The 21,480-nt window shown below is 68.5% G+C and carries 20 protein-coding genes; 12 read left to right on the forward strand and 8 right to left on the reverse strand.

The window, feature by feature from the left end:
• Positions 1 to 121 precede the first annotated feature (121 nt).
• The 4 genes from EPA99_RS02885 to dgcA all read left to right on the forward strand — a co-directional run bounded on the left by EPA99_RS02885 (position 122) and on the right by dgcA (position 4,043).
• Positions 122 to 616, forward strand: a complete 495-nt coding sequence (locus tag EPA99_RS02885; protein ID WP_129469664.1) for a methyltransferase family protein — start codon at positions 122 to 124, stop codon at positions 614 to 616.
• A 260-nt stretch (positions 617 to 876) separates the two neighbouring features.
• Positions 877 to 1,995: a serine hydrolase domain-containing protein gene (locus EPA99_RS02890; protein ID WP_164978536.1), complete on the forward strand. Its 1,119-nt coding sequence runs from the start codon at positions 877 to 879 to the stop codon at positions 1,993 to 1,995.
• Between the two features lie 30 nt (positions 1,996 to 2,025).
• Positions 2,026 to 3,054: an N-acetyltransferase DgcN family protein gene (locus EPA99_RS02895; RefSeq protein WP_241688233.1), complete on the forward strand. Its 1,029-nt coding sequence runs from the start codon at positions 2,026 to 2,028 to the stop codon at positions 3,052 to 3,054.
• A 2-nt stretch (positions 3,055 to 3,056) separates the two neighbouring features.
• A complete protein-coding gene (gene dgcA, locus EPA99_RS02900) occupies positions 3,057 to 4,043 on the forward strand; it encodes an N-acetyl-D-Glu racemase DgcA (protein ID WP_129469666.1) in 987 nt (328 codons plus the stop codon).
• Positions 4,044 to 4,134: 91 nt separating this feature from the next.
• Here the strand turns inward: dgcA and EPA99_RS02905 are convergent, their stop codons facing one another.
• Positions 4,135 to 5,655 (reverse strand): aminotransferase-like domain-containing protein, encoded by a 1,521-nt coding sequence (locus EPA99_RS02905; protein ID WP_206733669.1) that lies wholly within the window; start codon positions 5,653 to 5,655, stop codon positions 4,135 to 4,137.
• A gap of 62 nt (positions 5,656 to 5,717) precedes the next feature.
• On the opposite strand from EPA99_RS02905, the gene EPA99_RS02910 reads away from it, so the two are divergent.
• The 5 genes from EPA99_RS02910 to EPA99_RS02935 all read left to right on the forward strand — a co-directional run bounded on the left by EPA99_RS02910 (position 5,718) and on the right by EPA99_RS02935 (position 9,638).
• Positions 5,718 to 6,503, forward strand: coding sequence for an arylamine N-acetyltransferase family protein (locus EPA99_RS02910; protein WP_129469667.1), 786 nt, complete (start codon positions 5,718 to 5,720; stop codon positions 6,501 to 6,503).
• Between the two features lie 425 nt (positions 6,504 to 6,928).
• Positions 6,929 to 7,654 (forward strand): IclR family transcriptional regulator, encoded by a 726-nt coding sequence (locus tag EPA99_RS02920; protein WP_241688234.1) that lies wholly within the window; start codon positions 6,929 to 6,931, stop codon positions 7,652 to 7,654.
• 82 nt (positions 7,655 to 7,736) lie between these two features.
• Positions 7,737 to 8,141 carry a GlcG/HbpS family heme-binding protein gene (locus EPA99_RS02925; RefSeq protein WP_129469668.1) on the forward strand — a complete coding sequence of 135 codons (405 nt, stop codon included), beginning with the start codon at positions 7,737 to 7,739 and terminating at the stop codon, positions 8,139 to 8,141.
• The gene (locus EPA99_RS02930; protein WP_129469669.1) at positions 8,138 to 9,343 is read left to right on the forward strand and encodes an MFS transporter; all 1,206 of its coding nucleotides are present in this window, start codon (positions 8,138 to 8,140) and stop codon (positions 9,341 to 9,343) included. The genes EPA99_RS02925 and EPA99_RS02930 overlap by 4 nt, the downstream gene beginning before the upstream one ends.
• A 1-nt stretch (position 9,344) precedes the next feature.
• Positions 9,345 to 9,638 (forward strand): putative quinol monooxygenase, encoded by a 294-nt coding sequence (locus tag EPA99_RS02935; RefSeq protein WP_164978537.1) that lies wholly within the window; start codon positions 9,345 to 9,347, stop codon positions 9,636 to 9,638.
• A 375-nt stretch (positions 9,639 to 10,013) separates the two neighbouring features.
• Here the strand turns inward: EPA99_RS02935 and EPA99_RS02940 are convergent, their stop codons facing one another.
• The 6 genes from EPA99_RS02940 to EPA99_RS02965 form a co-directional block, all read right to left on the reverse strand.
• Positions 10,014 to 11,018, reverse strand: coding sequence for a class I fructose-bisphosphate aldolase (locus tag EPA99_RS02940; protein ID WP_129469671.1), 1,005 nt, complete (start codon positions 11,016 to 11,018; stop codon positions 10,014 to 10,016).
• A 95-nt stretch (positions 11,019 to 11,113) separates the two neighbouring features.
• Entirely contained in the window at positions 11,114 to 12,442 is a 1,329-nt protein-coding gene (locus EPA99_RS02945) for an HD domain-containing phosphohydrolase (protein WP_129469672.1), read from the reverse strand.
• A gap of 113 nt (positions 12,443 to 12,555) precedes the next feature.
• Positions 12,556 to 14,025, reverse strand: a complete 1,470-nt coding sequence (pyk, locus tag EPA99_RS02950; RefSeq protein ID WP_129469673.1) for a pyruvate kinase — start codon at positions 14,023 to 14,025, stop codon at positions 12,556 to 12,558.
• 224 nt (positions 14,026 to 14,249) lie between these two features.
• A complete protein-coding gene (locus tag EPA99_RS02955; protein ID WP_129469674.1) occupies positions 14,250 to 14,903 on the reverse strand; it encodes an HAD-IA family hydrolase in 654 nt (217 codons plus the stop codon).
• 97 nt (positions 14,904 to 15,000) lie between these two features.
• On the reverse strand, positions 15,001 to 16,173 hold the full coding sequence (locus tag EPA99_RS02960; protein WP_129469675.1) for a phosphoglycerate kinase: 1,173 nt from the start codon (positions 16,171 to 16,173) through the stop codon (positions 15,001 to 15,003).
• A gap of 382 nt (positions 16,174 to 16,555) precedes the next feature.
• A complete protein-coding gene (locus tag EPA99_RS02965) occupies positions 16,556 to 17,521 on the reverse strand; it encodes a helix-turn-helix transcriptional regulator (protein WP_129469676.1) in 966 nt (321 codons plus the stop codon).
• A 99-nt stretch (positions 17,522 to 17,620) separates the two neighbouring features.
• Here EPA99_RS02965 and EPA99_RS18800 point away from each other — a divergent pair, with 99 nt between their 5' ends.
• From EPA99_RS18800 to EPA99_RS02980, 3 genes are all read left to right on the forward strand, one after another.
• Positions 17,621 to 18,316 carry a hypothetical protein gene (locus EPA99_RS18800; RefSeq protein WP_206733670.1) on the forward strand — a complete coding sequence of 232 codons (696 nt, stop codon included), beginning with the start codon at positions 17,621 to 17,623 and terminating at the stop codon, positions 18,314 to 18,316.
• 295 nt (positions 18,317 to 18,611) lie between these two features.
• Positions 18,612 to 19,355, forward strand: coding sequence for a DUF481 domain-containing protein (locus EPA99_RS02975; protein WP_425479154.1), 744 nt, complete (start codon positions 18,612 to 18,614; stop codon positions 19,353 to 19,355).
• A 100-nt stretch (positions 19,356 to 19,455) separates the two neighbouring features.
• On the forward strand, positions 19,456 to 20,193 hold the full coding sequence (locus EPA99_RS02980; protein ID WP_129469678.1) for a DUF481 domain-containing protein: 738 nt from the start codon (positions 19,456 to 19,458) through the stop codon (positions 20,191 to 20,193).
• A 344-nt stretch (positions 20,194 to 20,537) separates the two neighbouring features.
• On the opposite strand, the gene hemC is transcribed toward EPA99_RS02980, so the two are convergent.
• A complete protein-coding gene (gene hemC, locus EPA99_RS02985) occupies positions 20,538 to 21,458 on the reverse strand; it encodes a hydroxymethylbilane synthase (protein WP_129469679.1) in 921 nt (306 codons plus the stop codon).
• Between the last annotated feature and the right edge of the window lie 22 nt (positions 21,459 to 21,480).

Genomic DNA, 21,480 nt, shown 5'->3' on the forward strand with positions numbered 1-21,480 from the left:
CGTCATGTCGCCACCGTCGGGCGACGTCCCCCGCGGACGACCCGGATGGCCGGCTCGATCGCGCGCTAAGATGGATCGTTATCGAGTCATCATGCAGCAGGAAGTCGTGTCGGAAAACAGGATGTCCACCGAGGTTGCACGCAAGGGCGGCAAGGTCCCCTTGCTGGTCCGCACCACCTCGCCCACGCACTTCGCGCTGGCCCTGCTGGCGGCGCTGGGCCTGCAACGCATCGCGCCGATCCCGTTGCCCGCGCAGGATTCGCAGCAGACCATCCAGGTCATCGGCGGCCTGCTCGCCGAGCTGGGCCTGGCCGCGGCGGTGGTGTGTTTCGTGTTGTTCGCCTGGCGCAGGACCACATTCATCCCGGAAGGCACGCCCTCGCGCCTGGTGATCCAGGGGCCGTACCGGGTCAGCCGCAATCCCATGTACGTCAGCCTGGTCCTGAGCTATGTCGGCCTGGCCGGCGTCCTGCTGCTGCCCTGGGCCCTGGTGCTGCTGCCCCTGCCGCTGCTGGCGCTGCAACGCGTGCTGATCCCCTTCGAGGAAGCGCGCCTGCGGGCAGAGTTCGGCCGCGACTACGAGCGCTACTGCCAACGCGTCCGCCGCTGGCTCTGAGTCCGCTGGGGTGGATGGCGCTCCACCACCCTCGATCCGCGACACCTCCACCCACGTAGGGTGGATGGCGCTTTCCCATCCACCATCGCCAGCTCGAAATCCAAAGGTTGCAACTGCGACCACGCCGCCAAGTGTGCAGGCCCCGCCAACTCATGCTTAGGATGTAGGGCGCCTTGCCAAAGCCCGCGCACCGACCCTGACCCTCGAGATCGCCGATGCCCTCGCCTCCGCGCCTTTCCACACCTCAGCTTCCACCTCTTTTGCGCTGGTGCACCCTGCTGTGCCTGTGCCTGGCTGCCCTGCCCGCGGCAGCCCTGGACACCAGCGCCCTGCAGGCGCAGCTGGAAACCCTGCGCGCGGCCGCGCATGCCCCAGGCGCCTCGGCCGCGATCATGGTCAAGGGCGAGCTGGTCTATAGCGCCGGCGTGGGGCTGGCCGACGTGGAAAACCAGGTCCCGATGACCGGGGCCAGCGTGCACAACATCGGCTCGGTCTCCAAGGTGCTGGCCGTGGTGGGCCTGATGCAGCTGGTGGAGCAGGACAAGCTCAAGCTGGATGCGCAGATCCAGGCCTATGCACCGTGGTTTCCCCGCAAGCAGGCACCGATCACCGTGCGCCAGATCCTCACCCACACTTCGGGCATCCGTCATTACAAGGACGGCGAGTTCGGCGAGGGCGATGTGCTGATGTACCGGCAGTGGAACGACATCCAGGCCGCCTCGCAACGCTGGAAGGACGATCCGCTGCTGTTCGACCCGGGCCGCTACTGGAACTATTCCTCCTACGCCACCAACCTGCTGCAGGCGGCGATGGAGCAGGCCAGCGGCCGGCCGCTGGAAGACTACCTGCGCGCGCAGGTGTGGCAGCCGGCCGGCATGACCAGCACCCAGTTCGACATTCCCGCCCGCATCGTGCCGCGCCGCGCCCATGCCTACGAGTACGACAAGGCCACCGGCGCACTGACCAACACGCCGCAGGAAAACGTCAGCTACAAGTTCGTCGGCGGCGGGGTCATCGCCAGCGACGAGGACATGGTGCGCTTCGGTCATGCGCTCAATGCGGGCAAGCTGCTGGGCAAGCGCGCCATCGCCGAGATGTACCGGCCGCAGCTGAAGCCGGACATCGAAGCGTTCCCGAATCCGGACGGCAGCCCGGCACGCAAGCCGCCTGTGCAGGCGCTGATCTGGCGCGTGCAGACCGATGGCGCCGGCCGCCGCTACATGGCGCACAGCGGCAGCGTCAAAGGCACCTATTCCTACCTGGCCAACTACGACCAGCAGGACGTGGTGGTCGCACTGCACGTCAACGCGCAAGGCGGCGAGCCCGACCTGAAAGGCACGGCCGAGGCGCTGGCGGCCTCGGTGCTTGCCGGCCTCTGAACCCTCCCCCCCGGCTTTAGCGAATCCCACATGCTCCAGGACACCTCCACGCGCGTGCTGACGCTGCGCAAGCCCTACCTGCTGTTCCTCGGCGAGGAGACGCTGCCGGTCAAGGCCAAGACCGCCTACGGCCTGCGCGACTGGGTGCCCGAGGCCTGCCTCGGCCAGATCCGCATGCCCGAGGGCACCGTGGACCTGGGCTTGCCGGCGATGACACCGGCGCAGGCTGCCGCAGCTGGCGCCGGCTCGCTGGTGATCGGCGTGACCCCGCGCGGCGGGCACATCCACCCGGGCTGGCACCGCCTGTTGCTGGACGCCGTGGACGCCGGGCTGGACATCGTCAGCGGCCTGCACACGCCCCTGCACGCCGTGCCTGGCCTGGCCCAAGCGGCGGCCCGCGCCGGCGTCGCGCTGGTGGATGTGCGTAGGCCGCCGGACGACCTGCCACGGGCCACCGGCATCAAGCGCAGCGGCAAGCGCGCCCTGACCGTGGGTACCGACTGCGCACTGGGCAAGAAGTACACGGCGCTGGCGGTGACCCGGGCGCTGCAGGCCGCCGGCGTGGCGGCGGACTTTCGCGCCACCGGGCAGACCGGGCTGATGATCGCCGGGCAAGGCATCGCCATCGATGCGGTCGTGGCCGACTTCATCGCCGGTGCCGCCGAGTGCCTGTCGCCCGACAACGCCGCGGACCACTGGGACGTCATCGAAGGCCAGGGCGCGCTGTTCCATCCCGCCTTCGCTGGCGTCACCCTGGGCTTGCTGCACGGCTCCCAGCCCGACGCGCTGATCCTGTGCCACGACGCCACGCGTACCCACGTGATGAGCTGGCCGGACTATCCCCTGCCCTCGCTCACCGACGCGGCGCGCCTGTACGAGCAAACCGCGCGCCTGACCAACCCGGCCGCGCGGGTGGTGGCCGTCAGCCTCAATACCTCGTCCCTGGACGAGCACGCCGCCGCACGCGCCCTGCAGACGGCCAGCGCCGAGCTTGGCGTGCCGGCCTTCGACCCGCTGCGCAGCCGGCTGGACGGCGTGGTCGCCGCACTGCTGGCGTGAGCATGCCGCTGCGCACGCTGCGGATTCGCACTCATGCCTGGCCGCTGAAGGAACCCTTCGCCATCGCCCGCGGCGTGCGCGACAGCGCGCGCGTGGTGATCGTCGAGCTGCGGCAAGGCCAGGCCATCGGCCGCGGCGAGGCGGGCGGGGTGGCGTATCACGGCGAAACAGCCGAGACGATGCTGGCCCAGCTCGAGGCGGTGCGTGCGGCGGTGGAGGCCGGCTGCCAGCGCGATGCGCTGCTGGCGCTGCTGCCCGCAGGCGGAGCGCGCCATGCGCTGGATGCGGCGCTGTGGGATCTGGAAGCCAAGCGGGCCTGTACACCGGCCTGGCAGCTTGCCGGCATCGCACGCTGGGCACCGCTCGCCTCGGCGGTGACCATCGGCATCCGGGATGAGGCCGCCTACGAGACGGCCGCGCGCCAATGCGCCGACTTTCCCTGGCTCAAGATCAAGGTCGGCGCCGGCGATCCGGTCCCGGCCATCGCCGCCGTGCGCCGCGGCGCCCCGCAGGCGCGCCTGATCGTGGACGCCAACCAGGCCTGGACGGTGGACGCGCTGGAGCGCCATGCCGCCGCGCTGGCGCCGTTGCGGATCGATCTGCTGGAACAACCCGTGCCCGCCGGGCAGGACGCGGCGCTGGAACACCTCGACAGCCCGATCCCGCTGTGCGCGGACGAAGCCTTCTGCACGCTCGCCGATCTGCCGCAGATCGCGCGCCGCTACCAGTTCGTCAACATCAAGCTGGACAAGACCGGCGGCCTGACCAGCGCCCTTGAACTGGCCGACGCCGCGCGCGCAGCCGGCCTGCGGCTGATGGTGGGTTGCATGCTGGGCGGTTCGATCTCGATCGCACCGGCGACCCTGCTGGCGCAGCAATGCGAGATCTGCGATCTGGATGGCCCCTGGCTGCAGGCGCAGGACTGGCCGCACGGGGTGACCTATCGCAATGGGCTGATGCAGCTGCCCACGCCCGCGCTGTGGGGATAGCACGGCCAATCCACCCACCTTGCCTTCTCCCGCGCGGAAGAAGGTGCCCAACGCGCGGATGAGGGCCGATGGCCGTGCGCGGCGATGGGCCTCATGGCGAATCGGCCGAGCCCACCGACCAGCCCTGGCCCGAACGCGGCTGCGCTGGCCCGCGCGTTGCCAGCTGCTGGCACAGTTCGCCGATCCGCCCCACGGCGCCCAACAGACGCGGCGTGGGCGCGTTCGCACAGTTCAACCGCAGGTAGTTCAGCAAATCCGCGCGCGGGGAGAACAGCGGACCGGGGCTGACGCCGATGCCCAACGCCAGTGCAAGGCCATGCACCTCCCGCGCGTCGATCTGGCGCGGCAGTTCCACCCACAACAGGAAGCCGGCGCGCGGCGCTGAGACACGGGTTCCTTCGGGGAAACTCGCCTGGACCTGTGCGGTGACAGCCCGCAGCGCCTCGGCGATGCGTGACTTCAGACGCCGCAGATGACGGTCGTAGTCGCCGCTGGCCAGCACCTCGGCCGCTGCAGCCTCGAGCAGCGGTGCACCTGCCCAGTCCGCCGCCTGGCGCGCCTGCAGCACTTGCGCCTGGTAACGCCCGGCGGCGATCCAGCCGATGCGCCACCCAGGCGCCAGCGTCTTGGACAGCGAGCTGCAATACAGGACGTTGCCGCTGCGATCGAAGGCCTTGCAGGCGGGCGGGCGCTGGTTCTTGCCGGCCAGGTCGCCGTATACGTCGTCCTCGATCAACGGGATGCCCGTGCGTGCGAGCAGGGCCACCAGTGCTCGCTTGCGCGCGATCGGCATGCTGGCACCGAGCGGGTTCTGCACCGTGGGCGAGGCCAGCACGGCCGCAGGCCGGTGACGTTCGATGGCCTCGGCGAGCGGCGCCAGCAGTAAGCCCTCTGCCGGATCGGTGGGGATTTCCAGCGCCCTCAGGCCCAGGTCCTCCAGCAGCAGAAGTGTGCCGAAGTAGGCCGGGCGCTCGATCGCCACCACATTCCCCGGCCGGCACACCGCACGCAGGGCCAGGCGCAGCGCCTGGGTCGCGCCGGCGACGACGACGAGTTCGTCCGGGCCGAAGCGGGCGCCCCACTGCGCCGCCCGCGCCGCGATCTGGCCGCGCAGCTCGGCTCGGCCCGGCGGCAGGCTGTAGCCTTGCCCATGCGCTTCCAGCCGGCGCCCCGCGGCCAGCAGCGACCGCTGCAGGGCCGCCGTGGGCAGCCAGGCCGGATCCGGCAGCGCGGCTCCCAAGGGCACCAGACGGGCATCGGCGTTGCTGAACAGCGAGCGCGCCACAGCCGACATCGTCACAGGGACCGGACGCTGTGATGGGCGGGAGGACGGTGCGCCCCGGCTCGTGGTCACTTGCCGGACGAAGTAGCCCGAGCGCGGACGTGCGACGATCAGGCCCTGCGCCTCCAGCGAGCGCAGCGCCTCCAGCGCCGTCGGCAGGCTGACCTGCTCGCGCTCGGCCAGCTTGCGCGCCGAGATCACCCGCTCGCCGGGACGCAGCGCGCCCGAAGCCAGGGTCTGACGCAACATCTCGGCGATGCGTCGGTAGTGCGGCAAGGTTAGGCGTGAGGATGGGTCGGCGATTACCATCTGTGCAGTCACGTCTTTCATGGATCTGACCATACAGAGGATCCCTTGCTTCGCCCATCGTGAGACTCCCGACAGGAGCCATCATGTACGCGAGCAACTTCGATCTCCCCAGCTATTTCCAACGCATCGGCTACGCCGGCCAAGCCAGGGCCGATACCGCCACGCTGCATGCGCTCATGCGCCACCAGTTGTTCTCGGTGCCATTCGAGAACCTGGACGTGCAAGCCGGAAGAATCGTCTCGCTGGTACCGGAAGACATTGCCGAGAAGCTGCTGCGGCAGGGCCGTGGCGGCTACTGCTACGAGGTCAACGGGCTGTTTGCCATGGCCTTGTCGGCTGTGGGCATCCCTTACCGCTTCGTCGCCGCGCGGCCGATGTTCTATCCGGCGCGCCGACCGCGCACCCATATGGCGTTGATCGCAGAGGTCGAAGACCGACGCTGGCTATGCGACCTGGGTTTCGGCAGCTATGGCATCCGCGCACCGATGGACCTGGACCTGCTCGACATCGACATCGTGCAGGACGGCGATGTCTTCCGCCTCAGCCACGATCCATGCGGCGAATACGTGCTGCAAGCGAAGGTGGGGGGCCACTGGACCAAGCAGTTCGGCTTCGACCTCTGGCCGCAGGAGTGGGTGGACTTCATGCCGGCCAACCATCTCAATTCCACCCATCCCGAGGCGATCTTCGTGCAGAAGCTGCTGATGGTCCGGCATCGTCCGGATGGACGTGTCATCCTTCTTGGCGACACGCTCACGAACGTGACGAACGGGCACTCCGAAAAGCGGACATTGACCAGGGAGGAAGTCACGCAGGTGCTGGAAACGCACTTTGGCCTGTCGTTCTTGCGTGCAGGGATGAAGGTGTAAGCGAGGCGAGCGGGCATCGGAACGCCGAGGTTAGGCAGTGGGTTTCCGCGGGCACCGGCCACCGTGGCGGCGCCAGTGTCGGGCCAGTGCTCTGCGGTGCTGGCCAGGCAGATCCGGCGCGACCCGCTTGGCCAGAACATCGAGCAACACACGGACTCTTGCGGGAACCTGTGGACCAGGGCCCACCAAGACCGCATGGATCTCGTCCACCGCACCAGCGTCGCAAGGCGCCAGCAAGGTGAGCGCTCTGCCAGGTGCTGACAGGCCCAAGGTCCATGCATGGCGCGACGCGAGAAACCCGGTGCCAGAGTTCGTGCATGTCGAACAAACCTCTCACGCACTGCCTGCGGACCGGCATATGCTGGCCTGTGCGGGACTGGCGAGCATCGCCTCCTCGAACAGGTAGAGATCAGCCCGTCTTCGACATGTCGACAATCGACGAGAACCGACGCATCCAATCGGTCGAGCGCGCGATGGCCTTGCTGGAAGCCATCGCGGCCGCGGGCGGGCAGGCGCGCCTTGTAGATCTGTCGGGGCAGCTGGCCTTGAGCAAAAGCACGCTGCACGGCTTGCTCAACACGTTGGCGGCGATGGGCTACGTGTCGCGCCACGGTACCCGCTACGCCCTTGGATTACGACTTCGCGAGATCGCACAGCCGCTGAGCGATGCCGATGCGTTGCTGCGTACCGCGTGTGCCCCCGCATTGCAGGAACTGGCGCGGCGCAGCGCCGAGACCTGCTACCTGGCCGTGCCCTGCGGCACGCGCGAATACCTCTACATTGATGCCGTGGAAGGCCGTCGCAACCTGCGCATGGGCAGCCCGCGCGGGCGCCGCGAGGGGTTGACCACCTCGGCCATCGGCAAGCTGTTCCTCGCCCACGATCCGGGCCTGGTGCGCAGCCTGCGACGGGCAGGAATGCTGCCGGCCACCCTGGAAGCGGAGCTGCGCACCATCGACAAGGCCGGCTATGCGCTGGACCTGGAAGAAGCCGAGCCCGGCCTGAACTGTCTGGCACTGCCAGTGCGATTCGAAGGCCGCGTTATGGCCGCGCTCGGTGTTGCCGGGCCTGCGCATCGTCTGCGCAAATCCGTCCTGTGCAGCCTCGCCACCACCTGCATGCGGGAATTGTTCGGCATGCTCAAACTTTAGCGGCCGTTCGGCTGCGGCACCTTCCCGGGTCGATCGCACGCCGGGATCATGCAAGCCCCAGCAACTGAAAAGGGGTTTCGGGATGCCTTCTTCCCTGAGCGAATCCACAGTCCAGCAGATCATCGAGCGCGCTCGTACGCTCGCGAGTGAACAGCATTTTGCCATCAACGTCGCCGTCGTCGACGAGGCCGGCCTGTTGCGCGGCTTCCTGCGGCAGGACGACGCCGTCGCCGGTGCGATCGACGTTGCGATCAAGAAGGCGCGCACGGCCGCCTTGTTCCGCACCGACAGCCTGGAGCTGGGCGCGACGGCGCACCCAGGCGGTGCGATCTACACACTGGAGGCGACCAATGGCGGCCTCATCAGCTTTGGTGGCGGCGTGGTGCTGCGCGACGCACGGGCCCAAGCGATCGGCGCCGTCGGCGTGGCCGGCGCCACGGTCGAAGCGGATCAGGCCATTGCCTTGCGAGCCGCAGGCCGCGCATGAGCCCGGCGCATCGCACTCATCCCGGCGTCTGGGCGCTGGCGGTCACGGCGTTCGCCATCGGCGTGGCCGAGTTCATCGTGGTCGGCATCCTGCCGGCCGTTGCCGACGACCTGGACGTGCCATTGGCGCGCGCCGGTCGGCTGGTCGGGTTCTATGCGCTGGCGCTGGCGCTGGGCACGCCCATCGTCGTGCTGGCCCTGGCGCGACTGCCACGCAAGCCGCTGCTGTTGGCGCTGGTAGCGGTATTCCTGATCGGCAACCTGCTGTCGGCGCTGTCCGCAAGCTACGAACTGCTGCTGACGGGGCGCATCCTGACGGCGCTGGCCCACGGCAGCTTCTTCGCCATCGGCTCCACCGTCGCGGCGCGGCTCGCGCCCGAGGGCCGGGCCGGCAGCGCCATCGCGGCGATGTTCGCCGGCTTGACCCTGGCGATGGTGATCGGCGTGCCGCTGGGTAGCCTTGTCGGCAACGCGCTGGGTTGGCGCCTTCCGTTCTTCGCGGTGGCGGCACTGGCGGCATTGGCCTGGCTGGCGACGGCGCAGTGGGTGCCGACGCTGCCGACACCGGCGGCCGGACCGGCAGGCGCGCAGTTGGCGTCGCTGACCCGCGTGCCGATCCTGGCGATGATGAGCATCACCGTGCTCGGCTTTGGCGCCAGCTTTGCCGCCTTTACCTTCATCATGCCGATCCTGACCAAGATCACCGGCTTCTCCACGCAGACGGCCAGCCTGCTCCTGGTGGTGTTCGGCGTCGCTACCCTGGTCGGCAATCTCGCCGGCGGGCGCTGGGCGTCCAGCCTGGGGTGGACGTTAGCGCTGCGGCGCATGCTGGCCGGACTGCTGGTGGTGCTGCTGGCCTTGGCCGTGGCACTGCCGTGGCAGTGGGCGATGGTGCCGCTGTTACTCGCCTGGGGCCTGCTCGCCTTCGGCCTGTCGCCGGGTTGCCAAGCCGGCATGCTTGAGACGGCCCAGCACTGGATACCGCGCGCGGTGGATTTCGCCTCGGCGCTGAACATCTCGGCCTTCAATCTCGGCATCGCCCTGGGGCAGACGCTGGGCAGCGGCCTGGTCGCACGAGAACAGTTGGCGATGACGCCCTGGGCCGGCGCGGCGCTGGCGCTGCTGGCGCAGGCGCCGCTGTGGTGGCTGGCGCGCAGGCATGCGCACCGTGCGGGCGAGATCGCGCGACCGCCGGCGGGCTGACATGCTGGCTGTTAACCTGATCGTGATGCTGCAAGCCTCGGAAGGACGCACCAAGGAACTGCACGACAGCCTGCGGACCTTGCGTGAGGCCAGTCTGCTGGAGCCGGGATGCCTGGACTATCGGATCGCCCAAGGACGCCGCTCGCCCCACCGCTTCTTCCTGCTGGAGCGCTGGGCCGACGCGCAGGCCCTGTCCCGGCACGAGCGAACGCAGCACTTCCTGGATGGTGTGGCACGCGTGCAGGCGTGCTGCGATTGCGTGGACGTGCAGCCGATACTGTGGCTGCTGGAATGACGATGCGACAGGGAAACGACGATCCCGGATCTGCTTCCGCACCATCCAGCCACTGCTTGGCCCCATGGACCAGGCGCCGCGCGTCCCGCCGTGTTTCGATGCGGATCGTCGGTCATGACAACACATCCGCGTCATATGGCTGGCGAGAACACAATGTCGGCGTGATCGTCAGACAGCGCAACGGCGCCCGGTCAAGTCCCTAGCGAACATCCAAGCGCTCAGTAAATCCACCAAAGCGCGCTCTGCAGACTGCAGCGCGGCGCACCTTGCGTTTCGATCGTCAGCCAGATGCAGATGGACTCGACTGTGCCGCAAGCGCGCCGAGTTCGTCACCCGCGACTGTTTTCGGCGGCGTGAGAAGTGAGCGAATCTCGCTCAGCCTTCCCACTTGCCCTGCGCGGCCAAGCCGTTGGCCTTGGCGCGCTCGAACACCAGCGCCTGGGCCTTGGCGACATTGCCCTTCAGGTCCTTGGACCACAGCTGCAGCGCGGCCTGCTGCATCGCGCGACCGTAGGAGAAGCTCAGCGGCCAGGGCAGGTTGCCCACGCGATTCATCGCGTCCAGGTGCGCGGTGGCGTCCTCGTCGGACTGACCGCCGGACAGGAACACGATTCCCGGCAGGATCGCCGGCACGGTGCTCTTCAGGCACATGATGGTCGACTCGGCCACCTCCTCCACATCGGCGTCTTCGTCGCAGTCCTTGCCCGGCAGCACCATGGACGCCTTGAGGATGGTGCCTTCCAGCAGCACGCCCTGCTCGTGCAGCGCGCCGAACAGCGAGCGCAGCGTGGCTTCTGTGACCTCATAGCAGGTCTGGATGTCGTGGTCGCCGTCCATGAGCACCTCCGGCTCCACCATCGGCACCAGGCCCTGCTCCTGGCACAGCGCGGCGTAGCGCGCCAGCGCGTGGGCATTGGCCTCGATGCAGGTGCCGGAGGGAATGTCCTCGGCGATGTTGATGACCGCGCGCCACTTGGCAAAGCGCGCGCCCAGCTTGTAGTACTCCTTCAGCCGATCGCGCAGGCCGTCCAGGCCTTCGGTGACCAGCTCGCCCGGGCAGCCGGCCAGGGCGGTGGTGCCCTTGTCGACCTTGATGCCGGGAATGATGCCCTGCTTGGCCAGGTAGTTGGCGAACGGCGTGCCGTCCTTGGTGGACTGGCGCAGGGTCTCGTCGAACAGGATCGCGCCGGAGATGTGCTGGCTCAGCCTGGGCGTGGTCAGCAGCAGCTCGCGGTAGGCGCGGCGGTTCTCCTCGGTGTTCTCGATGCCGACGCTGGCAAAGCGCTTGCCGATGGTGGCGGTCGATTCGTCGATGGCGATGATGCCCTTGCCGGGAGCGACCATGGCCTGTGCGGTTTCGGCCAGCTGTTCGATGCTCATGCGCGTCCAGTCATACGGAAAATCGGGGACGCCAGTATAGCCCCCGCCCCCGTTCGCCCCGCGCACGCCCCGGCTTCAGCCACACCGGATGCGGCTCAGGCCGCGTCCACGGCGGCCGGATCGATGTCGATCCGCAGGGCGTTGAGCAAGCCGCTCCAGTACGCCGGGTCGCGGGCATGTTCGCGCACGGACAGCTCCACGTGGCGGCGCAGGCCGGGCAGGCGCCAGGACATCTCCCGCACCACCAGGTACAACTCGGACACGATCTCCCGGTCGCCCGCCAGCGCGCTGCGTTGGTGGCCCAGCGCGGTCATCGCGCCGGAATCGTGCAAGGCCATTTCGAACTGCACCGACTGCAGTCGCAGGCGCGCGGCCAGGCGGCGCTCGCTGTCGCTCAGGCTGGACAGACTCTCCAGCAGGGCCGCCTCCTTGCGCGCGCGCTGCAGGCCCTGCAGCACATCGTCGGCGATCCTCTCAAGCTTGGGCAGATCCACCTCGATCCGCACCTGACGCATGTCCACCCGCAGACGCTCGCTCGCAAGCGCCATCGCATCGCGCGGGAATTGGCCCGGGATCAGACGCAAGGCCAGCTGCGCGCGCAGCGCGGCATGGCCTTCGCTGATGAGGATGCCGGCCAGCATGTCGGCGGTGAGCAGCAGACGCCCCAGCGGGGAGATGCGGTGCTCGATCAGTCCTCCGGGAAAGCCGGTGCCATCCAGGCGCTCGTGATGCTCGCGGATGGCCAGGATGGCCTGATCTGCGTACACGCCGGCATCGCGCAGCAGCGCGGCGCTGACGATGGGATGCACACAGGTGCTGCGCCACTGCTCGAAGCTGAGCTTGCGGGTGTCGCCCTTGAGCGTGGGATCCAGGTAAAGCTCGCCCAGGTCGCGCATCAGCCCGGCCTGCAGCGCATCGAGCATGATGTTCTCGGCCTTGCCCTGCATCGCCGCCAGCGCGGCGGCGGCCATGCCGGTGGCCAGCGCGTAGCGCATGGCGGGGCGATCATTGACCGACAGCGTGCAGAGCATGGTCCCGGGCGCACCAGCGAAACGCACGCGGCCGAACAGGGCCAGGACCTGCTGCGCATTGCGACCGATCAGGCGCGCCAGTGGCTCGCATTCGGCCAGCAGCGCGCGTGCAGCGTCGGCCAGCTCCAGTGCGGTCAGGCCATCGCGAAAGGCCAGCGTCGATTCCAGCGGCTGCGCAAGCCGCCGCGCCAGCAGTCGCTCGCGGATCTCGGCGGTAACCGGCTGGCCCTGCGTCCACAGCACGCGGCCCTTGTCGTCGCGGATGTCCTCGCTGGCCACCAGGTCGCGCACCGGCGCCGCATCGATGAACTGATCGACACAGTGAATGTTGGGCCGCTGCGCGAGCGCCGACGCTTCTTGTTCCAGCCCATCCACCCTGGCCTCCGCCCCCATCGCCGCGCTCCTGACACCACCTCACAAACCGCGCCCCTCAAGCCGGAGCGCGGCGTCTCGTGTCAGTAACGGCGGGAACGACGGAAACTTGAATCAGGGCAGCGGGTTGCCCGTCACAGTTCGCCAAGCCCGCTGGCGCGACCGTCGGGACCAACCTCCAGCAGGCGCAGGGTATTGGTGGCGCCGTGGGTTTCCATGTGCTCGCCGCTGGTGAACACCACCTTGTCGCCGGCCTCCAGGAAATTGGTCTGCACCAGCAGATGGATCGAGGCGCGCGCGGCCTCGCGTGGGACCATGCCGCGGCTGTCGAAAGCGATGGGGTACACGCCCCGCATCATCGCCATGCGGCGACGAGCGCCGTCGTGGCGCGAGAACGCGTACACCGGCACCGAGGAACGGAAGCGCGACAGGAAGCCCGCGGTGCCGCCGGACTCGGTCAGCGCCACCACCCCGCCCAGGCCGATGTGCTCGGACAGGAACATGGTGGCCATGGCGATGGCATGGTCGGCGCGCTGCAGGTTGCGCTGGGCCGCCTCGAAATCGGTGTCCATCTCGAAGGAGCGCTCGGCGCCCACGCAGATGCGGGCCATCGCCTCCACCGCGCGCACCGGATAGGTGCCGGCGGCGGTCTCGGCCGAGAGCATCACCGCATCGGTGCCGTCGATGACCGCATTGGCCACGTCCATGACCTCGGCGCGGGTCGGCAGCGGGCTTTCCACCATCGACTGCAGCATCTGGGTGGCGGTGATGACCACTTTGTTCTGCTCGATCGACTCGCGGATGATCTGCTTCTGCAGGCCCGGCAGTTCGGCATCGCCGATCTCCACGCCCAGGTCGCCACGAGCGACCATGACCACGTCGCTGGCGCCGACGATTTCCTTGAGGTTCTCGATGGCCTCGGTACGCTCGATCTTGGACACCAGGAAGGCGTCGCTGCCGTGCTTGCGGGCGATGCTGCGCGCCTCTTCCATGTCCGCGGCATTGCGGCAGAAGGACACGGCGATGAAATCCACGCCGATGTCGGCGGCAATGGCGATCAGCTCGCGGTCGCGGTCGCTCAGCGCGCCCAGCGACAGGCCGCCACCCTGCTTGTTCAGGCCCTTGCGGTCGGACAGCACGCCGTCGTTGAGCACCTCGGTGACGATGCGCTCGCCTTCCACCGCGGTGACACGCAGCTGCATCATGCCGTCGTCCAGCAACAGCACGTCGCCGGCCTCCACGTCGCCGGGCAGGCCCAGATAGCTGACACCGACCTGCTGGGTGTCGCCGGCCGGGGCGCTGGTGCTGGCGATCAGGTCGAAGCGATCGCCGGTCTTGAGCTGCACCTTGCCTGTGGCAAAGCGCTCGATGCGGATCTTCGGACCCGGCAGATCGGCCAGGATGCCGACCTCCACGCCCAGCTTGGCGGCAGCGGCGCGCACGGCCTCGGCGCGGTCGCGCTGGCCCTGCGGGTCGCCGTGCGAGAAGTTCAGGCGAACCACGTTGACGCCAGCCTGCAGGATCGCCTCGAGGACGCCGGGGGCGTCGGTGGCCGGTCCCAGGGTGGCGAGGATTTTGGTGCGGCGCTGGCGTGTCTTGGTCATGGTCTTCCCTCCGAAGGCGCGCAACCTAGCACAGCTGTCCCAGGGCGCTAGTCGCTCGCCCGTCAAGGCCGCGTGCACGTCGCGCAGCGGCGAAAAAACTTCCGGAAAATACGGGGTTACGTGCAGCGGCCAGGGACGCGGCCGGTATCACAGTGGTATCGCTTTGGTCTCGCCGAACCCCGGATTTCCTGCTGCGACGCGGCGAAAGTGGTCTTGCAGCGGTCTTACGCCAGCCCGGCGATCAGTTCGCGTAGTGCGGTAGGCGAATCGACCGTGTGGCTTGCCCCTGCCTCGGTCAGTTCCTCCACGTCGCCAAAACCCCACAGCACGCCGATGCTGCGCATGCCGTGCTGGGCGGCACCTTCGATGTCCATGCGCCGGTCGCCGATCATCACGCAGTCCTCGACCCGCAGCTGCAGGCGGGCCAGCGCCTCGGCGATCAGGTCGACCTTGAAGCGCCGGCTGCCGTCGTCGCTGGCGCCGATGATCTGTTCGAAGCACTCGCCGAACGGCAGGCCCGCCAAGATCTGCCGCGCCGAGCGCTCGTTCTTGGAGGTCACCACCGCCAGCCGATGACCGGCGTGCTTCAAGGCCGCGATCAGCTCGGGAATCTGCGGATAGACCGTCAGCTCCTGCCAGCCCAGGGTGTCATAGCGCTGGCGATACAGCGCCAGCGCCTGCGCGACCTGCTCGGGCGATTCGAACACAGCCTGGAAACTGTCGCGCATGGGCGGACCGATCCAGGACCGCAGCGCGCCCGCCGCGGGCACGGGCTGCTGCATCGAGGCGAACACGTGCTGGATGCCGTTGACGATGCCGGGCTCGGAATCGATCAGCGTGCCGTCCAGGTCGAAGAACAAAACGGGGAGGGGGGACATGTTGGCTCCTTGAACAACGAAAAAGCCCGGTCCGGCACGCGTCATGCGTGCCGAACCGGGCTTGCGGGATGCCACGCGTCGGGCGCGGCCGATTGCATCAACCGCGTGCGTCGAGTGCGGCCACCGCAGGCAGGGTCTTGCCTTCCAGGAACTCCAGGAACGCGCCGCCACCGGTGGAGATGTAGGACACGGACTCGGCGATGCCGTACTTGTCCACCGCCGCCAGGGTGTCGCCGCCACCGGCGATGGAGAACGCCGGCGAGGCCGCGATGGCGCGCGCCAGGGTCTCGGTGCCCTTGCCGAAGGCATCGAACTCGAACACGCCGACCGGGCCGTTCCACACCACCGTGCCGGCCTTGGCGATCAGCGCCGCGTAGGCCTGCGCGGTGTCCGGGCCGATATCCAGGATCAGCTCGTCGGCCTGGACCGCATCGACCGGCCGCACCGTGGCTTCCGCATCGGGCAGGAACTGCTTGGCGACCACCACGTCGGTCGGCAGCGGGATCTCCGCGCCGCGCGCCTTGGCATCGGCCACGATCTTCCTGGCGGTGTCCAGCAGATCCGGCTCGCACAGCGACTTGCCCACGTCGTAGCCGGCTGCGGCAATGAAGGTGTTGGCGATGCCGCCACCGACGATGAGCTGGTCGACCTTGCCCACCAGGTTGGACAGCAGCTCCAGCTTGGTGGAGACCTTGCTGCCGGCGACGATGGCCAGCAGCGGCTTGGCCGGGTTGTCCAGCGCCTTGCCCAGGGCATCCAGCTCGGCCATCAGCAGCGGGCCGCCGGCGGCCACCGGCGCGAACTTGATCACCCCGTGGGTGGAGGCCTGGGCGCGGTGCGCGGTGCCGAAGGCGTCCATGACGAACACATCGCACAGGGCCGCGTACTTCCTGGACAGGGCCTCATCGTCCTTGCCCTCGCCCACGTTCATGCGGCAGTTCTCCAGCAGCACCACCTGGCCGGGTGCGACTTCCACGCCATCGACCCAATCGCGCACCAGCGGCACGTCCTGGCCCAGCAGGGCGGTCAGGCGCTGCGCGACCGGCGCCAGCGAATCCTCCTCGGTCCAGGTGCCTTCCTTCGGGCGACCCAGGTGCGAGGTGACCATCACCGCGGCTCCTTTCTCCAACGCGGCCTTGATGGTGGGCACCGAGGCGAGGATGCGCTGTTCGGAGGTGATCTGGCCCTTGTCGATCGGCACGTTGAGATCCTGGCGGATCAGCACGCGCTTGCCGGCAAGGTCCAGATCGGTCATGCGGAGGATGGACATCGGGGGATTCCGTCACCAAAGGGGTCCCTATTGTCCCGACTGGCCGTCAATGCGGCAAACACGCGGTTCGAGTGGCGTATCGCGCAGGCCTGGTAACGGACTCGCCGGTGGCGTGCCAGGCATGGACCCGGCGACGCGCGCCGGTGGGAGCTCTGCCCTGGACCGCCCACCGATGGCTCTACCGTGAGAGACCCACTGTTGGCTTTACTTCGAGAGACCCACTGTGGGAGCGGCTTCAGCCGCGAAGAGGCCTTCCCGATAAAGCCCCTTCGCGTCTGAAGCCGCTCCCACAAAAGCGCGTAGTGCCGGAACGCGAATAAACACGCAAAGCGGTTCAAAATTGGTCCATCGCCGCCGCACCACGCAGCGGCAATGGCGGCCTTCAGCTGTAGTTGGACAACGCCAGCGACAGCAGCGATTTGGCCTGTTCCCGCAGCGACTTGGGCTCGACGATCTCCGCGTCCGAGCCGTAGTGCAGCACGTCCATCAGCAGTTCGCGCGAGGCGCTGTAGGGGACCTTGAGTTCGTAGCGGCCATCGGACAGGTAGCGGCCCTGCTGCTTGGAGTGCCACTGCTCGTCGGCGACCCAGCGCGCGGCCTTGGCGCTGAAGACGATCGTGGCCCAGCCCTTGGGCTCGCCGGAGAAGATGCCGTAGCTGGAGGCCAGGTGCTGGCTCAGCTCTTCCCGGCCCAGGTCGCTGGCGGCTTCCTCCAGTACGCGCGCATTGCCGATCCGGTCCACGGCGAAGCTGCGCAGCGCCTCGCGGCCGTGGTCCCAGGCGTCCAGGTACCAGTTGTCGCGATAGTGGGTGATGCGCTGGGGCGAGACCACGCGCCGGGTGCGCTCGTCGGTCGAGCGTGCGCGGTATTCGAACGCCAGCTGCTTGCGCTCGATCACCGCACTGGCCACGCAGCGGAAGCTGGCCTCGTCCAGCTTGCGGCCGCGGTGCGGGATCACCCGCACGCGCTCGACCGGCCAGCGATCCCCGCCTGCGTGATCGGCCAGCAGGCCCTCGATGCGCTTCTGCAGCGGCGCCAGCGCACCGGACAGCACCCCGCCGCCGGTGCGCAGCAGCAGCTGCTGAGCCGCAAGCAGCGCGTGCAGTTCATCCGAGCTCAGCCACAGGCCGGGCAGCTCGAACCGATCGCTCTCGCCGGACTGGTAACGGAACCCCGCTTCGCCATCGCCCTCGATCGGCGCCATCAGCGCATCGCGCAGGTAGGCCAGGTCCCGGTAGACCGTGGCGCGCGAGCACCCCAGTTCATCCTGCAGGCGCTTGACCGTCACCGGGTAGCGGGCGGCCTTGAGAATGCGGTGGAGCGCGGTGATGCGTTCGATCTTGTCCATGCCGGCGATTATGGCCGACCGCCGGTGTGCTTGGCGCCAGCACGGCCCCGCTCAGCCCACGGCTGCGACAATGCCGGCCACTTTTTCGTGGAACAGATCATGCGCTTGCGCCTGCTGCCCGGCCTGCTGCTGGCCTCCACCCTGGTCGGGTGTGCCGATCCCGCCCCCGCGCCCGGTGCGCGCACGGCACCGCCAGCCCCGGCCCCGGCCGCGACGGCTCCCCCGGCCGCCGCCGTCGATACCGACACGCCGACGCCCAGCGCCGGGCCGCCCGCCGGCCACGATGCCCAGGCCGCCGCCCGCGTGGCCGCGTCCATGGAGCGCTTCGCCAAGGCGCGCAGCTTCCATGCCGAGATGACCCTGGAAGGCAGCCAGCACGTCGAGCAATCGCTGGATTTCGTCGCCCCGGACCGCTATCGCCTGGTGCTGCCGGCCGGCCCCCAGGTGATCATCGGTTCCACCCTGTACCTGCAGGCGGCCGGTCGCCTGACCAAGGTGCCGGTGGAGCAGGACCTGCTGACCCAATGGCGCGACCCACTGCAGCTGCAGGCCGCGCGCGGCCACCTGTGGGTGCAGCCGCAGGGTCAGGACAGCGTGGACGGCGCCTTGTCCCACAAGTACCAGGTGGTCAGCGGCGATCCGCAGCGGCCGGTGGCCTTCGAGTACTGGATCGACCCGGACGGCCGCCCGCTGCAGCTGCGCCATCGCGGCCAGGGCCAGGCCGGGCCGTACCTGATGACCCTGCGCTACTCGCGGTTGGACGACCCCACGCTGCAGGTCGCGATCCCCGAATGACCTTCCAGACCCGGCGGCGTTGCCTGGTGCATGCGTGTCAGGCATGACAAAAATCCCATGCTGGACAGTCACTTGCCTTGCGACACCCCGGTCGCGGGGCTAGACTGGAAGCGCTTCCACCCTCGCCCGCCGAGCTCTCCCGCCCCCACCGTCCGGTTCCTCGCCCATGCCTGCAGCTGCCCCGTCCGCATTCCTTCACCTGCTGATGTATGCGATGGCACCCGCAACGCCGGTCACCCAGCCCGCCATTCCCGGGACCCAGGTGGCAGTGCAGGCGCCGGCACCGGTCCAGGTCATGCCGGTGCCGCACGGGCCGTGCAACTGCGAGCCCGCCGACAAGACGCCGGTCATGCGCTCGCCCTGGAGCGGCCGCGGTGAACTGGGTTTCGCCTCGGCCACGGGCAACAGCACCACCGAAAGCCTCAACACCAAGGCCGGCCTGACCTACGAGGACAGCGACTGGCTGCACAAGCTGAACATCGCCGGCCTGCGCGCCAGTTCCGAGTACACCCGCGTGGAAGAGGATGGCCGCGTCGTGCGTGGCCGCCAGGAAACCGCCGAGCGCTACACCCTGTCCACCAGCAGCGCGCGCAAGCTGGCCGAGTTCCGCCAGCTGGCCGCGGCCCTGCGTGCGGAAAGCGACGGCTTTGCCAGCTATGACCGCCAGGCGGTCTTCAGCATCGGCTACGGCACGCGCCTGTGGGACTACGAGAAGTTCCAGCTCGATCTGCAGCTGGGCCCGGGCTACAAGTGGGCGCGACACGCCGACGACAAGGCGATCGAGGCCGGCTTCATCGGCCGTGGCTACTTCGACATCAGCTACGCGTTGACCCAGAACACCGAGCTCAGCAACACGCTGCTGATCGAGGCCGGCGCGGAGAACACCTACGGCCAGAACGACTTCGGCGTTTCGGTCTCGATGAACCGCCACCTGGCCCTCAAGGCCGGCTGGCAGGTGCGTCACAACACCCTGGTGGACCCCAACCTCAAGACCACCGACACCTTGACCACGATGAACGTGGTCTACACCCTGCGCTAGGTTCGCCTTCTCCGGCGGTCGTGGCACGCCCCGACGCGGCGGCGTGCCACCACGCGTCCGTATCGCCCCACCATCTTCCATTTCCCAAGAGGAGCACTCCATGCCCCCCAAGTCCTGGCTGCGTCCCGCCGCTACCCTGCTCGCCCTCGCCACTGCCCTGCCCGTCCTGGCACAGGACAATAAGGACCCCGCGCCTGGCGAGTGGACCGGATCGGCCGAACTGGGCCTGGCCATGGCCAAGGGCAACAGCGACAGCACCACCCTGGTCGGCAAGTTCAACACCAAGATGCAGGAAGACAAGTGGCGCTACGCCTTCGGCGGCGCGTTCCAATATGCCGAGGCCGACCAGGAGGAAACCTCGCGTCGCTATGAGCTGTTCACCACGGCTGGCTACAGCATCACCGACCGCAGCTACTGGTTCAGCTCGTTGCGCAACGAGCGCGACCACTACGCGGTCAACGAGTACCAGTGGACCTATTCGCTGGGTTACGGCATCGACACGATCAAGAACGACCGCACCAAGCTGACCTTTGAAGTCGGCCCGGGTTACCGCTGGTCCAAGCTGCAGGACCTGCGGGTGCACGAGAACGAACTGATCGCCCGCGGCTTCATGGATTTCTCCCACCAGTTCACCGATACCACCTCGGTCTACGACCGCCTGCTGGTCGAGTCCGGCTCGGAGAACACCTTCATCAAGAACGAGCTGGGCGTGCAGGTCAGCATGACCCAGGCCTTGGCGCTGAAGGTCGGCCTGGAAGCACGCCACAACACCAACACCCTGCCGGACACCAAGAAGACCGACACCCTGACCACCGCCAACGTGGTCTACGCCTTCTGAGCCTGCGGCAACAGCGCCCCAGTGACCGCTGTGGGAGCCGATTTATCGGCGAAGGGGCTTGCCCGGCAAAGCCCTTCGCGGCCGAAGCCGCTCCCACAAAAGCCAAAGTCAAAGCGAAAACCGGGGTCGAAAACCGGGGTCAGAGTGCAGCTTCCGACTCGGGAGGCGGCTCACTTGCAGCCTTCGCCACAGCCACCTCCGACATCGGGGCGCCGTAGACCAAAGCGTGTTGGAGCTCGCGCGTGCGCTGACTGCGATGCGAGGTCATAGATGAAGCGCACTCCCGACCCCGGCTTCTGCACGCGAGGTGCCAGAGAAAGTGCACTCTGACCCCGGTTTCTGACTCAGGTGTCCGTGAGCTCCGCCAGCAGCGCATCGGCGCCGTTGGCCAGCAGGGCTTCGGCGACCTGGTGGCCGAGATTCTCTGGATTGGCGCCGCCGGCTGCCTGGCTGCGCACCTGGCGGCCATCGGCAGCCGAGCCAACCATGCCCATCAGCTGCAGCGTACCGTCCTGCCACTGCGCCAGGGCGGCGACAGGCACGTGGCAGCTGCCGTGCAGGGCGCGATTCATGGCGCGCTCGGCTTCCACGCAGGCGCGGGTCGGTGCGTGGTCCAGCGCGGCCAGCAGCGCCAGCATCTGCGCATCGTCGCTGCGCGCTTCGATGGCGATCGCGCCCTGTGCCGGCGCCGGCAGCCAGTCCGGCGCGATCAGGCGCTGGCCGATCCTGGCCTCCAGCCCCAGGCGCTGCAGGCCCGCGCAGGCCAGCACGATGCCGTCGTAGTGGCCCGTTTCCAGCCTGGCCAGGCGGGTGTTGATGTTGCCCCGCAGGTCCAGCAGCTGCAGGTCCGGGCGCAGCGCGCGCAGCTGCGCCTGCCGGCGCAGCGAAGAGGTGCCCACGCGCGCGCCCTGCGGCAGCGACTCCAGGGTCGGGTGGCGCAGTGAGATGAAGGCATCGGCGTAGTCGGCCCGCTCCAGGATGGCCGGCAGCGCGAACGGCCCTTCCAGCTCCATCGGCACGTCCTTGCACGAGTGCACCGCGCAATCGGCCTCGCCGCGCAACATGGCGTGCTCCAGCTCCTTCAGGAACAGGCCCTTGCCACCGATCGCCGCCAAGGAGCGGTCCAGCACCTCATCGCCGCGCGTGCTCATCGGCACCAGCGTCACCTCGATGCCCGGATGCACGCGCCGCAGGCCCTGGGCCACGTGCTCGGACTGCCACAGCGCGAGCGGGCTCTTACGGGTGGCGATACGGATGGTCTTCATCCGCATAGTATGAAGCCTGCGC

Origin of the sequence: Pseudoxanthomonas composti (assembly GCF_004122095.1) — a bacterium.
Taxonomy (GTDB): Bacteria; Pseudomonadota; Gammaproteobacteria; order Xanthomonadales; family Xanthomonadaceae; genus Pseudoxanthomonas_A; species Pseudoxanthomonas_A composti.

Bases quoted from the DNA above. Each gene is read 5' to 3' on its own strand.
- EPA99_RS02885 (WP_129469664.1), top strand. From the start codon at position 122: ATGTCCACCGAGGTTGCACGCAAGGGCGGCAAGGTCCCCTTGCTGGTC.
- EPA99_RS02895 (WP_241688233.1), top strand. From the start codon at position 2,026: ATGCTCCAGGACACCTCCACGCGCGTGCTGACGCTGCGCAAGCCCTAC.
- dgcA (WP_129469666.1), top strand. From the start codon at position 3,057: ATGCCGCTGCGCACGCTGCGGATTCGCACTCATGCCTGGCCGCTGAAG.
- EPA99_RS02905 (WP_206733669.1), bottom strand. From the start codon at position 5,655: ATGAAAGACGTGACTGCACAGATGGTAATCGCCGACCCATCCTCACGC.
- EPA99_RS02910 (WP_129469667.1), top strand. From the start codon at position 5,718: ATGTACGCGAGCAACTTCGATCTCCCCAGCTATTTCCAACGCATCGGC.
- EPA99_RS02920 (WP_241688234.1), top strand. From the start codon at position 6,929: ATGTCGACAATCGACGAGAACCGACGCATCCAATCGGTCGAGCGCGCG.
- EPA99_RS02925 (WP_129469668.1), top strand. From the start codon at position 7,737: ATGCCTTCTTCCCTGAGCGAATCCACAGTCCAGCAGATCATCGAGCGC.
- EPA99_RS02930 (WP_129469669.1), top strand. From the start codon at position 8,138: ATGAGCCCGGCGCATCGCACTCATCCCGGCGTCTGGGCGCTGGCGGTC.
- EPA99_RS02935 (WP_164978537.1), top strand. From the start codon at position 9,345: ATGCTGGCTGTTAACCTGATCGTGATGCTGCAAGCCTCGGAAGGACGC.
- EPA99_RS02940 (WP_129469671.1), bottom strand. From the start codon at position 11,018: ATGAGCATCGAACAGCTGGCCGAAACCGCACAGGCCATGGTCGCTCCC.
- EPA99_RS02945 (WP_129469672.1), bottom strand. From the start codon at position 12,442: ATGGGGGCGGAGGCCAGGGTGGATGGGCTGGAACAAGAAGCGTCGGCG.
- pyk (WP_129469673.1), bottom strand. From the start codon at position 14,025: ATGACCAAGACACGCCAGCGCCGCACCAAAATCCTCGCCACCCTGGGA.
- EPA99_RS02955 (WP_129469674.1), bottom strand. From the start codon at position 14,903: ATGTCCCCCCTCCCCGTTTTGTTCTTCGACCTGGACGGCACGCTGATC.
- EPA99_RS02960 (WP_129469675.1), bottom strand. From the start codon at position 16,173: ATGTCCATCCTCCGCATGACCGATCTGGACCTTGCCGGCAAGCGCGTG.
- EPA99_RS02965 (WP_129469676.1), bottom strand. From the start codon at position 17,521: ATGGACAAGATCGAACGCATCACCGCGCTCCACCGCATTCTCAAGGCC.
- EPA99_RS18800 (WP_206733670.1), top strand. From the start codon at position 17,621: ATGCGCTTGCGCCTGCTGCCCGGCCTGCTGCTGGCCTCCACCCTGGTC.
- EPA99_RS02975 (WP_425479154.1), top strand. From the start codon at position 18,612: ATGCCGGTGCCGCACGGGCCGTGCAACTGCGAGCCCGCCGACAAGACG.
- EPA99_RS02980 (WP_129469678.1), top strand. From the start codon at position 19,456: ATGCCCCCCAAGTCCTGGCTGCGTCCCGCCGCTACCCTGCTCGCCCTC.
- hemC (WP_129469679.1), bottom strand. From the start codon at position 21,458: ATGAAGACCATCCGTATCGCCACCCGTAAGAGCCCGCTCGCGCTGTGG.